Here is a 13,039-nt window from a genome sequence, read left to right on the forward strand (position 1 = left end):
TTCCGAGTGAATTAGTCACAAGCGTGTATTAGCCGTCGGCGTCAGCCAGCAGGTCCTCGGCGGTGAGAAGCGACTCCAGTTCGATGTCGTGTTCGGCTAACAGCTCCGCTGCGCCCTCCTGTCGGTCCACGACGACGATGACGCGGTCGACGACCGCGCCGGCCTCGCGGAGCGCCTCCACGGCGTCGACGGCGCTCTGGCCGGTCGTCGCGATGTCTTCGAGGACGACGACTTCCTCGCCCTCGTCGAGCGCGCCCTCGATGCGCTTGGCCGTCCCGTACTCCTTCGCTTTCTTCCGGGCGATGACGTACGGCTTGTTCGTCTCGACCGCGGTCGCGGCCACGAGCGGGACCGCGCCGAGCGCGACGCCCGCGAGCTTGTCGTCGTCCGCGACGCGCTCCGCGAACGCTTCGGCGATGAGCTTCAGACACCGGGGATCGGTCTCGAAGAGGTACTTGTCCACGTAGTAGCTCGACGTGCCGCCGTGAGAGAGTTCGAACTCGCCGAACTGGACCGCGTCAGCGGCTCGAAGCGCCTCGATGAGTGCTGCGTTCGCCATCTTGTTTCGAGAGGGTTCAGGGAGGCGCTTAAGCGGGTTGGTTCGGGGTGGGTGGCACAAATAGTCGGCTGTACCCGAGAGATATATCATCCAACCTGTGAGAGAATATGTGAACTCGTTCTCCGATCCGGACCACCTGCGGAACACGGCAAAGACTGGCTGGCTGTGGCTCGACAGAAAACCGAGTCACTTCTCGATACCTCAGTCGTCTTAGAGAAGGTTGAGTTCGTCCGCTGTATCGAGTTTCAATCCGCGGACGCGGACGACGGACGCACCACGATGCACAACGTGGTCTTTCGTGCTTCAGTATCTGATGATGTAGTTATTGAGGAGACACAGAAACAGGAAGACCGGGTGCTTAGCTGGTTTGCAGGAGTTCCTGAGAAACAGGAAGGTGACGTTGCCGACGATATTCGACATTTCGTGGAGAACTGACGTGGCGAGGTCCGGTTAAACCGGTTCAGCAATCGTTCTGTTACTGTACTGCGAGCGAGGCCGAAGGCCGAGTCTCGCCGCCTTTTTTCCTCCAGGTTTTTCAAGGAGCGGGTCGCCGGAGGCGACCCCGACGCAGAAAAAAGTGGGTCACCACGGCTCGTTTTTCAGCCCGAGGAGGTACGCGCCGACGTTGGTGACGACGTGGAGCACGGGCGTCATCACGAGCACGACCGCGAGCACGGGCAGGGTGAACGTCGCCGAGAACCAACCGGGCGCGGCGACGAACGCGAGGACGAGCGCGCCGACGACGAAGTCGAGTTGGTCGAGGCCGGGGAAGGCGGCACCGCGTTCGCGGCCCGAGCGGCGCTTGAGGAACGACGCGCCGATGTCGCCGAGCATCGCGCCGAGCGCGAGGCCGAACCCGGCGGCGAGGGGGAACGTCGGGAGCGAGACGCCGAGCGCGCCCGAGACCGCGGGCCCGACGGCGTTGAGGACGACGGCGAGGAGCGTCCCGGCCAGCGTCCCGGCGGCGGTGCCGCGCCACGTCTTGCCGTCCCCGAGGACGCGTCGGCCGCCCCACGTGCGCCCGCCGTCGATGGGGCGACCGCCGCCCGCGAGGACGGCGGCGTTGTTCGGCACGTACGCGGGCAACATCGCCCAGAAGGCGGTGGCGACGAGAGAGACGACCATACCGACCCGTCGGCGGCGAGGAATGTAAGTTCCGACGGTTCGTCGCCGGGCGAGTCGCCGGAGTCGTTCGATTTCGTGTCCGAATCGATGATAACCCTCAATAGCTGACGGTCGCAATCGTTTATTATGATTCCCCCCATCGCGAGCAGGTTCGTCGCGGGAGAGTCCGCGGCGGGAGCGCTCGACCACGCCCGACGGATGAACGACGACGGCGTGGCGGTCATCCTCAACCTCCTCGGGGAGCACTACGACGAGCGCGCCCCCGCGGACGAGGACGCGGCGGCCTACGTCCGGCTCGTCGAGGACATCGCCTCGACCGGCATCGACGCCTGCGTGTCGGTCAAACCCTCACAAATCGGCCTCGATGCGGGCGACCACGTGTTCGAGGAGAACTACCGGCGCATCGCCGAGGCGGCCGACGAGCACGGCGTCTTCCTGTGGTGCGACATGGAGGACCACGAGACGACCGACGTGACCCTCGACGCCTTCGAGGAACTCGCCCGCGAGTTCGACGGCGGGATGGGGCTGTGCGTGCAGGCGAACCTCAAGCGCACGCCAGAGGACCTCGAACGCCTCGCCGACGTGCCGGGGAAGATTCGCCTCGTCAAGGGCGCGTACGACGAGCCCGCCGCGGTCGCCCACAAGCAGAAATCGGCGGTCAACGAGGCGTACAAGGAACTCCTCGCGTACCTGTTTCGGGAGTACGACGGCGGTATCGCCGTCGGGAGCCACGACCCCGAGATGATAGCCTACGCGCGGGACCTCGGCGCGGAGTACGACCGCGACTACGAGGTGCAGATGCTCATGGGCGTGCGCGAGGACGCCCAGCGCGAACTCGCCGCCGACGGCGTCGAGGTGTGGCAGTACGCGCCCTACGGCGACAAGTGGTTCTCGTACTTCTATCGCCGGGTCCGCGAGCGCAAGGAAAACGCCCTGTTCGCGCTCCGGGCCGTCGTCGGCGTCTGAGCGAGCGCTGGAACGCGGCGCGTGTCTCTCGTCCCACACTAGAAATCCCCTTATGCCCGCGGGTTCACGTACCCGATATCAATGTCCTCGTGGAGACGCGATTTTGCCAGCGGCCTCGTGGTCCTCGTCCCGCTCATCGTCATTCTGTACATCCTCGCACTCTTCTACAACGCTATCGTCAGGATACCCTACGTCGCGACGCTCCTGGAGTTCCCCGATCAGTACGCCTACCTCTCGGAGGTGTTCGGCTTCTTCGTCGCCATCGTCATCTTCCTGCTTTTGATTCTCTCGGTCGGCTACCTGATGCGGACGACGGCCGGCCGCCTGCTCGAATCCGGCCTCGACGCATCGATGAACAAGGTCCCGCTCGTTCGCGTCGTCTACAACGCTTCTAAGCTCGCGGTCGAAACCGCGCTCACTGGCACCGAAGACCTCCAGAAGCCGGTCCGTCTCGAGACGTGGCCGGGCATCCGCATGACCGCGTTCAAGACGGGCAAGACGACCAAAGACGGCAAGGAGATCATCTTCATGCCGACCGCGCCGAACATCACCACCGGGTTCGTGATGGAAGTCGACCCCGAAGATATCGAGGAGACCGGCGAGAAGGTCGAAGAGGCCCTCACGCGCGTTCTCTCGGCCGGGTTCGCCGAGCAGGACCACGTCGACGAGTTCGACATCGAAGTGACCGAAGAGTCCGGCGACGGGCGAGTCGTCGCCGACGAGTAAGGCTCGCGCCCGCGCCGGCGAGCGGCGGGCGTCGCTATCGACTCGCGGCGGGACCGCGACAAAAAGAAAACTCGTTTTCGCGGGCGTCTCGGGTTACTGCTCGTCGACGTAGGTGAACCACTCTTCGTGGTCGTCGGTGCGGCGCTCCACGAGGTCGAAGAAGGCGGACTGGAGTTCCTCCGTGACCGGGCCGCGGGTGCCCTCGCCGATGACGACGTTGTCGACCTTGCGGATGGGAGTCACTTCGGCGGCGCTGCCGGTGAAGAACAGCTCGTCGGCCGTGTTGAGTTCGCCGCGACTGATGGTCGCGCTGTCGTCGACCTCGTAGCCGCGCTCGCGGGCGAGCGTGATGACGGTGTCGCGGGTGATGCCGTCGAGGATGCTCTGGGAGAGACCGGGGGTGTAAATCTTCCCGTCGCGGACCATGAAGATGTTCTCGCCGGGACCCTCGGCGACGTTGCCCTCCTTGTTCAGGACGATGGCTTCGACGTAGCCGTTGCGGCGGGCTTCCTCGCCCGCGAGCATGGAGTTCACGTAGAGTCCGGTCGTCTTCGCGTTCGTCGGAATCTGGCTGGAGGCGTGCTTGCGCCACGACGAGACCATCACGTCGACGCCGTTTTCGAGGGCGTCCTCGCCGAGGTAGGTTCCCCACGGCCACGCCGCGATAGCGACCTCGGTCGGGTTGTCCTTGGGGCTGACGCCGAGCGAGTCGTAGCCGTAGAACGCGATGGGACGGATGTAGCCGCCGTCGAGGTCGTTGCGCCGGATGACTTCCAGCGTCGCCTCGGTGAGTTCCTCGCGCGTGTAGGGAATCTCCATGTCGTAGGGCTTCGCGGACTGATAGAGCCGTTCGAGGTGCTCCTCCCAGCGGAAGATAGCCGGGCCGCGGTCGGTGTCGTAGGCGCGAACCCCCTCGAAGACGCCCGTCCCGTAGTGGAGACCGTGGGTGAGGACGTGCACCGTCGCGTCCTCCCAGTCCTTGTACTCTCCACTCTGCCAGATCGTCGAGACATCCATCTCTTCAAATCCCATGTAGTGGCCTTCGGCGGCCCCCCTCTAAAATCATGACGACCCGACCACCGCGTCCCCGGCGGTTTTGTCCGCGGGCCGCCATGACGGGGTATGAGCCTCGAATCCGTCGCGGTCACGGGCGGGACCGGAAACCTCGGCCCGACCGTCGTCGCCCACCTCCGCGCGAGCGGCTACACCGTCACGAATCTCTCGCGGCACAGCGAGTCGTCGCTCGCGGACCACGACTACCGCGTGAGCGCGCTCGACCCGGGCGACCTCACCGCGGCGCTCAGCGATGTCGACGCCGACGCAGTCGTCCACCTCGGAACCATCTCGACGCCGACGAACGACCCCGGCCACCGCGTCTTCGAGAGCAACGTCCAATCGACCTACGTCGTCCTCGAAGTCGCCGCCGCGCTCGGCATCGACCGCGTGGTCGTCGCCTCCAGCATGAGCGCCATCGGCGGAAGCTTCGAACCCGACCCCGCTCGAATCGACTTCCTCCCGGTGGACGAGACCCACCGCGCGACGCCCTCGAACCCCTACGGCCTCGGGAAGTACGTCGCCGAGCAGACCGCCGCGGGGTTCGTCCGCCGCGACGACGCCCCGGAGACGGTCGCCAGCCTCCGGTTCCCGTGGATGCCGAGCGAGGAGGAGGCGAGACAAACGTTCGCCGAGGCCGACCGCTCGCTGTCGGGACTGCGGGACGCCGGGCACTTCCACACCGCGCGCAACACGCTCTTTTCGTACCTCGGCAGAGAGGACGCCGCGAGGCTCGTCCGCCGGGCGCTCGAAGCCGACTTCGGGGGGCACGAGGTGTTCTGGGCCGCGGCCGCCGACACCTCGACGACCGTCGAGTCAGCGACAGTCGCCCGCGAGGTCTACCCCGGCGCGGAGACCAGAGGGTCGCTTTCGGGCCACGAAGCGCTCGTCTCGACCGAGAAGGCGGAGCGGCTGCTCGGGTGGGAGCCGACGTGGTCGTGGCGCGACGGGCGCGCGTGAGAAGGTAAATCGGGGCGACCGACTCGGTCGCTCAGACGAGTTCGTCGATGAGGCCGTCGCCGTCGACGAAGGCGAAGCCGTGTCGGTCGGCGTAGTCGCGGGCGGCGTCCTTCGAGAGGGCCGCGCCGGTCTCGTCGTCGAGCATCTCGCAGACGACGACCGCGGGCGGGATACCAGCCTCGTCGGCCAAGGCGAGGCCGAGTTCGGTGTGGCCCTGCCGGTCCGAAAGCAGGTCCGGCGCGCCGCGGAGCAGGTGGACGTGGCCGGGCGCGCGGAACTCGCCGCCGAAGTCGTCGGCGTCGTACTCGCCGGCACGGGTGGCCTCGGCGACGGGCGCGAGCCGAGAGATGGTCATCGCGCGGTCGCGGTCGGTGATGCCCGTGAAGGAGTCGCGGTGGTTCACCGTGAAAGAGAACGACGACCGCGAGTCGTACGCGAGGTCGTGAGACGACGCGGCCGGGTGGTCGAGCACGTCGTCCATGAACGGGAGGCCGAGGGACTCGGACACGTCGTTCGGGAGGGCGACGCAGACGAGACCGCCGGCGTCGTTGCGCATCCGGGCCACGTCGGCGGAGCCGACCGCGCCCGCGGGGTAGACGAGGTCGGTCTCGCCCTCGCGGTCGTCGAAGTCGTGGATGAGCACCGGTTCGCCGGCGCGGAAGGCGTCGAGAACGCGTGAGACGGCGTCGAAGTCGCCGGCCGACTCGGCAGTTCGGCTCATTCGTACTCCGCCTCCTCGACGCGGACCGTGACCGCGTCGCCGTCGTCGAGGTCGAGTTCGTCGCGGAGCTTATCCGGCGCGATTATCTCCAGTTGCGACTCGTCGTGGTGGGTCCGCTCGGGGACGATGATGTGGACCGGCTCGTAGGATTCGTCGCCGACCGCGACGGAGGCGGCGTAACACGTCGCCGGGCCGAAGGTGCGCTCGTCGTCCTCCCAGCCGTCGATGGGAACCGCGTCGAGGGCGGTCATCCCGGCGCGGGCGCGGACCGCGTCGTCGTCGAGGCGGACGTTCAGCGTGCCGGGGAACGGCTCGTAGCCGAGTCGGTCTTTGAACTGCTCCATGTAGCCCGAAAGCGAGATGTAGTGGCGGCCCTCGCCCATTCCCCCGGTGACCTCGCCGTCGAGGACGACCATAGAGGGCGTCTCGAAGATGCGCCGGTAGTCGGCGTACTCCTTTCTGAGCGCGGACTCGCCCGCGTCGGTGATGGTTATCCACTGGCCGTCGGCGACGACCTCGCGGTCGATGAAGTCGGCCTCTTCGAGGCGCTGGAGGCGGCGCGATGCCGTCTGGTTCGACACGTCGAGTCGATTCGCGACGCCGGAACAGGAGAGCTTGACCGGGCCGGAGCGCCCGCCGTCGAGCGCGACGAGCTTGAGCGTGGCCAACTCGTCGTACCCGACCGCCGCGGCGACTGCCGATTCTGACATACTTCCCGCTTCGAACGCGCTCCCCATAAGCGTATCGTAAGTGAGATACGTTCCAAAAATGAGATGGCGTGACGGAGCGGTCGAACGGACGCGACCGCCGTGGATACGCGACAGTTCCAATCACGGACGGGTAAGTCCGTCGGTCAGTCTACCGCGGTGAGAAGGGTATTCCGGGTTGAGCGCGGTCGTACCGCGTGATTCGACGAGCGGGGCGTCAGCCGCTGAAATCGGTCTGGTGCGTCTCACGGCCGGGGATTCGGTCCGCGGTCGGGGGCGATAGACCGGGACCGAATCGGGGAACGTCGGGCCGAGTTGGGGCAAAGTGGAACGGGTCGGCGGCGCGTGCGACGGCAGGGGTACGCCGGGGGACCGCTGTGGGGTGAGCGACGGGGTGACACCGTACGAGTAACACCGTACGTGCGATTCCGCGCGTTTCGGTCCGTCGGGGCCGGCGACCGAACGGCGACCTCAGAGAGACGACGCTCTCCGCTCGGTGCTGACCTGTGAGATACCCGCGTTCGCCGAGCAACTGGGACACGCGTAGACGTTGCCGTCCTCGTCGCCGAAGACGCGGACGAAGTTGTTCGACACGAACGCATCGCAGTGGTTGCATTGACTCATGGGTGGGGTGGTGAGAGCGGCGGGTCGCCGCCCGTGATTTGAATGTCGTCCCCTTACGATATACCACTATTACCTTACTGGTAAGGTACCGACGTGGGCGGCGCTAAGACCACCCCGAAAACCGAGGGAAACGAAGGTCCTCAACCGACGGGACCCGCGGGTCGCTCGGGCGGTTCGGAAAGGCCTTTAGCCGCCTATCGAGAATCCGCGTACATGTTCAGACAGTTCCGTGAGGAGGTCGAGACGGCGCTCTCTGCGGCGCTCTCGTCGCTCGACCTGCCCACCGACGACCTCGGGGTCGAGGAACCGCCGGAGGACGTACCCGCGACGCTCGCCTCCAGCGTCGCCTTCCGACTCGCCGGGGTCGTCGGCGCGCCGCCGCCGAAAATCGCCGCCGACATCGCCGAGGAACTCTCCGTCGAGGGCTACGACTACCTCGCCGCGGTCGACACGCAGGGGCCGTACGTCAACTTCCACGTCTCCGACGCCTACTACGACGACACCCTCGAATCCGCCGCGGCCGACGAAGAGTACGGTCGCCTGCCCGCGACCGGCGACAGCGTCGTCGTCGAGCACACGAGCGCGAATCCGACCGGTCCGGTCCACGTCGGCCGCACCCGCAACCCGGTCATCGGCGACGCCGTCGCCAACCTGCTCGACTTCGCCGGCAACGACGTCGACCGCCACTACTACGTGAACGACGCCGGCCGCCAGATGGCCGTCTTCACGTGGGCCTACGAGACGTTCGACGAGGATGACCTCGACAGCGAACCCGCACGGGAGCGCGTCGAGTACGACCTCGTCCGCTACTACCGCAAGGGCAACGCCTTCCTCGAAGAGGCCGACCCCGAGGACGTCGAACAGGCCGAAGCCGAAATCACCGAGATTCTCCAGGGCATCGAGGAGGGCGACGAGGAAACCTACGCCCGCGTCGAGACCGTAGTGGACCAGGTGCTCGGCGGCATGCGCGAGTGTCTCGAACGCCTCCCCGCGGAGTTCGACGAGTTCGTCAAGGAGACGCGCTTCATGTTCGACGGGAGCACCCGCGACCTCGCAGAGCGTCTCAAGGAGACCGACCACGCCGTCTACGAGGAAGACGCGTGGCAGCTCGAACTCGAAGACTACGGCTTCGAGAAGAACCTCGTGTTCCTCCGGTCGGACGACACCTCGCTGTACACGACGCGCGACCTCGCCCACCACGAGTGGAAGTTCGACAACTACGACCGCGCCGTGACCGTCCTCGGCGAGGACCACAAACTCCAGTCCGGCCAGCTCCGCGCCGCGCTCGACATCCTCGGCAACGACGTGGACAAACTGGAGAACGTCATCTACTCGTGGGTCAACCTCCCCGGCGGCGAGACGATGTCCACCCGCAAGGGGACGGGCGTCATGCTCGACGACCTCCTCGACGAGGCCATCGACCGCGCCCGCGACGAGGTCGAGACCCGCCTCGAAGGCCGCACCCGCGACGACGACCTCGACGACGCCGACATCGACCGCATCGCCCGGCAGGTCGGCATCGGCGCGGTCCGCTACGACATCGTCTCCAAGCAGCCCACGAAGACCATCACCTTCGAGTGGGACCAGGCGCTCAACTTCGAGGCCCAGTCCGCGCCGTACATCCAGTACGTCCACGCGCGCTGTTGCGGCATCGCCGACGAGGCGGCCGCCGCCGGCCTCGACGCGAGCGAGGTCGACCCCGCCGTGCTGACGACCGACGCGGAGCGCGACCTGCTGGCGACCATCGCGCGGTTCCCCGCGGTCGTCGAGACCGCGGCCGACGACCTCGAACCCCACACCGTGGCGACGTTCGCCCGCGAACTCGCCGAGGTGTTCAACACCTTCTACCGCGAGTGCCCCGTGCTCGACGCCGACGAGGAGGTCGGCGCGGCCCGCCTCGCGCTCGTGGAGGCCTCGCGGAACGCGGTGGCGAACGCGCTCTCAATCGTGGGCGTGGAAGCGCCCGAGTCGATGTGACCGCGGGCTAAGCGAGTTCTTCGGCGACGGCTTTTTTCGAGCGGTTCAGAAGAAAAGCGGGAGCGCCGCGGCCCCGGAGATGAGCGACCCGCCGACCGAGAAGACGACGGCGGCTCCGCTGCCGAGCGCGAGGACGAGAAACAGGACTATCCACCAGAAGGGAACGGACTCAGAGTCTGCCATAGAGGGCATTCCGCAGACGCGAGTAAAAGACCTTCCCGTTTAGCCGAGGAAGCGACTGAAGAACCCCTTTTTCTTCTCGTCGCGCTCGTCGTCGTCGAACGACTCGACCTCCTCGACGAGCGAAGTGGTGTAGACACCCTCCTCGTCGCCGCCGTCTTCGGGCGACTCGTCGGCGTCGGCGTCCGCATCAGTCTCGGAAGCGCTCGGCTCGGCCTCGGCGACGAGTGGTTCGTCCGCGCCGGACGCGGCCGCGTCCACCTCCTCGACGGCGGGGTCGAGGTCTGTCGGTTCGGAGTCTACTGATTCGGAATCCTCGGCTACGTCAGACCCCGAATCGGCGTCGTCAGGCGACGCCTCGACGACCGTCTCGGAGGAGTCTTCCAGCGGCGACTCGGTAGCCGGGGCGGCGAGCGAATCGTCTTCCGCGTCTTCCGCCAGCGGGTCCGCGCCCGTCGCGCCGGCGGCGGCGTCCGAGACGGGGTCGTCGGCGTCGTCGAGCGTCTCCTCGTCGGCGGCCGACGCCCCGCGGGTGACCGCTTCGAGGTCCGCCGCCAGCGGGTCGGTGTCGGGTTCCTCGTCGCCGACCGAGTCGGGGTCGGCAACCACCGAGTCGTCGGGCGCGTCGGCGGCCAGCGGGTCGGCCGGCGCGTCGGCGTCTTCGGCCTCGGATTCGGTGTCGGGTTCGACGGGCGCGTCGGCGTCCATCGGGTCGGCGACCGCGTCCGCTTCGACTGCGGGGTCGTCTCCGTCTTCGGCGGCGGCCGGGTCGGGGTCCACGGGGTCGTCCGACGCCTCGGCGGCACCGCCGGAGAACGGAATCGACGACGCGAGGTCGTCGTCGGTGGCGTCAGCGTCCGGCCCCGGTTCGGCTTCGAATGCCGGTTCCGATTCGGCGTCTGCCGAGATTCCGTCGTCGTCCGCGACGGCGGCGGCGACGTCGCTGGGGTCGGCTTCCGGTTCCGACGCCGGTTCGGGTTCCGTGTCCAACTCGGACGCCGCCGCGGGGGCGGCGTCAACGTTGACGACCGACGTGTGTTCGTCCGTCTCCGGCGTGTCGGCTTCGACCTCCGTCGCGTCGTCACTACTGTCCTCGTCGAAATCGGGGTCGGAGTCGGAGTCGGCGACGGCGGCGTCCGTCGGGTCGGCGGTCTGGTCCGCCTCGTTCGTCGCGTCGGCTTCGCTCTCGGATGATTCGGTCGCACCGTCCGGAATCGGGACCGGTTCGCCGGTGAGCGCCTCGGCGAGCGCGCGGTAGCCCGCGGCCGCGATGCTGTCGGGCGAGCGGGCGACGACCGGGACCTGCGTGCTGAGCGCCTCGCGGATGGACGGGTCCTCGGGGACCACGGCGATGACGCCCGCGTCGAGGAGCGAGGCGACCACGTCGGCGTTCGGGTTCGACTGGTTGACGCGCGTGAGGACGACGCCGACCACGTCGGCACCGATGCGCTCGCCGAGCTGTCGGGTCTTTTCGGTGTCGCCGAGCGCCTCGCGCTCGGTCGTCGAGACCAAGACGACCTCGTCGGCGAGCTTCAGCGGGACGAAGGTGTCGTCGCTCAGCCCCGCGCCGGTGTCGATGATGACGACGTCGTAGCTCGCTTCGAGCGCCGAGATGACTGGTTCGAGTTCCTTGGCGTTCGCCGTCGCGAACGCTTCGAGAGCGTTCGAGCCGGGGAGCACCGAGAGTCCCGCCGGTCCCTCGTAGACGGCCGCCTCGACCGCCGCCTCGCCTGTCAACACGTCGTGGAGCGTCGCCCCGTCCGGGTCGACGCCGAGCGCGCCGGCGAGGTTCGGCATCCCGAGGTCACCGTCGACGACGACGACGTCGTGACCGGCCATCGCGAGCGTCGTCCCGAGGTTGGCCGTGGTCGTCGTCTTTCCAACCCCGCCTTTCGCGCTGGCAACTGCGTACACCCGGGCCATAATTCCAACGTCGAAGTCCACCCGTGACAGCCACATAAATGTTCTCCGACCGCGCTCGTCTCGAAGCCGGGGCGTAGGGCCGCTCGTGCGGCGGGATACCGCGGTACGTGCCCAGTCAAAGGTTACTTAGCCGCTGGACGGACTAGGTGGAGTGATGAGTAGCGACGCCGAGGAGGCGAGCGAAGACCGCCGAAAGTACGAATTCAAGAAGGTCATCGAGGACCTGCGAGAGTTCGAAGGGTCGGGAACTCAGCTCGTCACCATCTACATCCCCGAAGACAAGCAGATTTCCGACGTGGTTGAACACGTCATCACGGAGCACAGCGAAGCGTCTAACATCAAATCGAAGCAGACGCGCACGAACGTCCAAGACGCCCTGACGAGCATCAAAGACCGGCTCCGGTACTACGGGAACTTCCCGCCGGACAACGGCATCGTGATGTTCTCCGGCGCGGTCGACGCCGGCGGCGGCCAGACGGACATGGTCACGAAGGTGCTGGAGAGCCCGCCGGAGCCGATTCAGTCGTTCCGGTACCACTGCGACTCGAACTTCCTCACCGGACCGCTCGAGGACATGCTCATGGACAAGGGCCTGTTCGGCCTCATCGTCCTCGACCGCCGCGAGGCCAACGTCGGCTGGCTCAAGGGCAAGCGCGTCGAGCCTGTCAAGAGCGCCTCGTCGCTCGTCCCCGGCAAGCAGCGCAAAGGTGGTCAGTCCGCCCAGCGTTTCGCCCGCCTCCGCCTCGAAGCCATCGACAACTTCTACCAGGAGGTCGCCGGCATGGCGAACGACCTGTTCGTCCCCAAGCGACACGATATGGACGGCATCCTTGTGGGCGGCCCCTCGCCGACGAAAGACGAGTTCCTCGACGGCGACTACCTCCACCACGAACTGCAGGACCTCGTCGTCGGGAAGTTCGACGTGGCCTACACCGACGAGTCCGGTCTCTACGACCTCGTCGACGCCGGACAGGACGCGCTGGCCGACCAAGAGGTCATCAAGGACAAAAAGCAGATGGAGGAGTTCTTCGAGAAGCTCCACCGCGGCAACGAGTCCACCTACGGGTTCGAAGCGACCCGGAAGAACCTCGTGATGGGGTCGGTCGACCGCCTCCTCATCTCCGAGGACCTCCGGAAGGACATCGCCGTCTACGACTGCGACGGGCAAGAGGAGTACGAACTCGTCGACCACCGTCACAACACGCCCACCCACGAGTGCGAAGACGGCTCGGAGGCCGAGCTGAAAGAGCGCGAGGACGTCATCGAGTGGCTCATGGACCTCGCCGACCAGCGCGGCACCGAGACGAAGTTCATCAGCACCGACTTCGAGAAAGGCGAACAGCTCCACGACGCGTTCGGTGGCATCGCCGGCATCCTCCGGTACTCCACCGGCGTCTAAGCGGACTCCTCCTCGGCGTTTCTGCGGTCTCTCGACCGCGTTTTCGACGACATCTAACTCGACACGCCGCGCCGCGCTCCGAGCGGAACCCGGCCGACGGGCTCCCGAGCGGCGGCGCT

General features: G+C 67.0%; 14 protein-coding genes. 6 read left to right on the plus strand and 8 right to left on the minus strand.

Annotated elements, in window-relative coordinates; all coding sequences use genetic code 11:
• Positions 1-28: 28 nt before the first annotated feature.
• Complete coding sequence (gene pyrE, locus AUR65_RS02505; protein WP_058568228.1) at positions 29-559, minus strand: orotate phosphoribosyltransferase; 531 nt, start codon at positions 557-559, stop codon at positions 29-31.
• 51 nt (positions 560-610) lie between these two features.
• Here pyrE and AUR65_RS20145 point away from each other — a divergent pair, with 51 nt between their 5' ends.
• Positions 611-994, plus strand: a complete 384-nt coding sequence (locus AUR65_RS20145; protein WP_158250819.1) for a hypothetical protein — start codon at positions 611-613, stop codon at positions 992-994.
• Between the two features lie 147 nt (positions 995-1,141).
• Here the strand turns inward: AUR65_RS20145 and AUR65_RS02510 are convergent, their stop codons facing one another.
• Positions 1,142-1,684, minus strand: coding sequence for a CDP-2,3-bis-(O-geranylgeranyl)-sn-glycerol synthase (locus AUR65_RS02510; RefSeq protein ID WP_058568229.1), 543 nt, complete (start codon positions 1,682-1,684; stop codon positions 1,142-1,144).
• A 126-nt stretch (positions 1,685-1,810) separates the two neighbouring features.
• Between AUR65_RS02510 and AUR65_RS02515 the strand changes: the two genes are divergently transcribed.
• Positions 1,811-2,650, plus strand: coding sequence for a proline dehydrogenase family protein (locus AUR65_RS02515; RefSeq protein ID WP_058568230.1), 840 nt, complete (start codon positions 1,811-1,813; stop codon positions 2,648-2,650).
• Between the two features lie 81 nt (positions 2,651-2,731).
• On the plus strand, positions 2,732-3,376 hold the full coding sequence (locus AUR65_RS02520; RefSeq protein ID WP_058568231.1) for a DUF502 domain-containing protein: 645 nt from the start codon (positions 2,732-2,734) through the stop codon (positions 3,374-3,376).
• A 93-nt stretch (positions 3,377-3,469) separates the two neighbouring features.
• Here the strand turns inward: AUR65_RS02520 and AUR65_RS02525 are convergent, their stop codons facing one another.
• Complete coding sequence (locus tag AUR65_RS02525) at positions 3,470-4,408, minus strand: branched-chain amino acid transaminase (protein WP_058568232.1); 939 nt, start codon at positions 4,406-4,408, stop codon at positions 3,470-3,472.
• 90 nt (positions 4,409-4,498) lie between these two features.
• Here AUR65_RS02525 and AUR65_RS02530 point away from each other — a divergent pair, with 90 nt between their 5' ends.
• Positions 4,499-5,389 (plus strand): NAD-dependent epimerase/dehydratase family protein, encoded by an 891-nt coding sequence (locus AUR65_RS02530; RefSeq protein WP_058568233.1) that lies wholly within the window; start codon positions 4,499-4,501, stop codon positions 5,387-5,389.
• Positions 5,390-5,420: 31 nt separating this feature from the next.
• Here the strand turns inward: AUR65_RS02530 and ribB are convergent, their stop codons facing one another.
• From ribB to AUR65_RS19835, 3 genes are all read right to left on the minus strand, one after another.
• Entirely contained in the window at positions 5,421-6,110 is a 690-nt protein-coding gene (gene ribB, locus AUR65_RS02535) for a 3,4-dihydroxy-2-butanone-4-phosphate synthase (protein ID WP_058568234.1), read from the minus strand.
• Complete coding sequence (locus AUR65_RS02540; protein WP_199180552.1) at positions 6,107-6,847, minus strand: DUF120 domain-containing protein; 741 nt, start codon at positions 6,845-6,847, stop codon at positions 6,107-6,109. Before AUR65_RS02540 ends, ribB begins: the two co-directional genes overlap by 4 nt.
• A gap of 441 nt (positions 6,848-7,288) precedes the next feature.
• Positions 7,289-7,441 (minus strand): DUF7563 family protein, encoded by a 153-nt coding sequence (locus AUR65_RS19835; RefSeq protein ID WP_198526076.1) that lies wholly within the window; start codon positions 7,439-7,441, stop codon positions 7,289-7,291.
• A gap of 213 nt (positions 7,442-7,654) precedes the next feature.
• Between AUR65_RS19835 and argS the strand changes: the two genes are divergently transcribed.
• Positions 7,655-9,418, plus strand: a complete 1,764-nt coding sequence (gene argS / locus AUR65_RS02545; RefSeq protein ID WP_058568235.1) for an arginine--tRNA ligase — start codon at positions 7,655-7,657, stop codon at positions 9,416-9,418.
• A gap of 45 nt (positions 9,419-9,463) precedes the next feature.
• Here argS and AUR65_RS19840 read toward each other — a convergent pair whose 3' ends face one another.
• The gene (locus AUR65_RS19840; RefSeq protein ID WP_199180553.1) at positions 9,464-9,601 is read right to left on the minus strand and encodes a hypothetical protein; all 138 of its coding nucleotides are present in this window, start codon (positions 9,599-9,601) and stop codon (positions 9,464-9,466) included.
• Positions 9,602-9,640: 39 nt separating this feature from the next.
• Positions 9,641-11,521, minus strand: a complete 1,881-nt coding sequence (gene minD, locus AUR65_RS02550) for a cell division ATPase MinD (RefSeq protein WP_058568236.1) — start codon at positions 11,519-11,521, stop codon at positions 9,641-9,643.
• A 154-nt stretch (positions 11,522-11,675) separates the two neighbouring features.
• On the opposite strand from minD, the gene prf1 reads away from it, so the two are divergent.
• A complete protein-coding gene (gene prf1, locus AUR65_RS02555) occupies positions 11,676-12,920 on the plus strand; it encodes a peptide chain release factor aRF-1 (RefSeq protein ID WP_058568237.1) in 1,245 nt (414 codons plus the stop codon).
• Positions 12,921-13,039 lie beyond the last annotated feature (119 nt).

Origin of the sequence: Haloferax marisrubri, from assembly GCF_001469875.2 — an archaeon.
Taxonomy (GTDB): domain Archaea; phylum Halobacteriota; class Halobacteria; order Halobacteriales; family Haloferacaceae; genus Haloferax; species Haloferax marisrubri.

Bases quoted from the DNA above. Each gene is read 5' to 3' on its own strand.
- prf1 (WP_058568237.1), top strand. From the start codon at position 11,676: ATGAGTAGCGACGCCGAGGAGGCGAGCGAAGACCGCCGAAAGTACGAA.
- AUR65_RS02520 (WP_058568231.1), top strand. From the start codon at position 2,732: ATGTCCTCGTGGAGACGCGATTTTGCCAGCGGCCTCGTGGTCCTCGTC.
- minD (WP_058568236.1), bottom strand. From the start codon at position 11,521: ATGGCCCGGGTGTACGCAGTTGCCAGCGCGAAAGGCGGGGTTGGAAAG.
- pyrE (WP_058568228.1), bottom strand. From the start codon at position 559: ATGGCGAACGCAGCACTCATCGAGGCGCTTCGAGCCGCTGACGCGGTC.
- AUR65_RS02515 (WP_058568230.1), top strand. From the start codon at position 1,811: ATGATTCCCCCCATCGCGAGCAGGTTCGTCGCGGGAGAGTCCGCGGCG.
- AUR65_RS02525 (WP_058568232.1), bottom strand. From the start codon at position 4,408: ATGGGATTTGAAGAGATGGATGTCTCGACGATCTGGCAGAGTGGAGAG.
- AUR65_RS19835 (WP_198526076.1), bottom strand. From the start codon at position 7,441: ATGAGTCAATGCAACCACTGCGATGCGTTCGTGTCGAACAACTTCGTC.
- argS (WP_058568235.1), top strand. From the start codon at position 7,655: ATGTTCAGACAGTTCCGTGAGGAGGTCGAGACGGCGCTCTCTGCGGCG.
- AUR65_RS02530 (WP_058568233.1), top strand. From the start codon at position 4,499: ATGAGCCTCGAATCCGTCGCGGTCACGGGCGGGACCGGAAACCTCGGC.
- AUR65_RS02510 (WP_058568229.1), bottom strand. From the start codon at position 1,684: ATGGTCGTCTCTCTCGTCGCCACCGCCTTCTGGGCGATGTTGCCCGCG.
- AUR65_RS02540 (WP_199180552.1), bottom strand. From the start codon at position 6,847: ATGGGGAGCGCGTTCGAAGCGGGAAGTATGTCAGAATCGGCAGTCGCC.
- ribB (WP_058568234.1), bottom strand. From the start codon at position 6,110: ATGAGCCGAACTGCCGAGTCGGCCGGCGACTTCGACGCCGTCTCACGC.
- AUR65_RS19840 (WP_199180553.1), bottom strand. From the start codon at position 9,601: ATGGCAGACTCTGAGTCCGTTCCCTTCTGGTGGATAGTCCTGTTTCTC.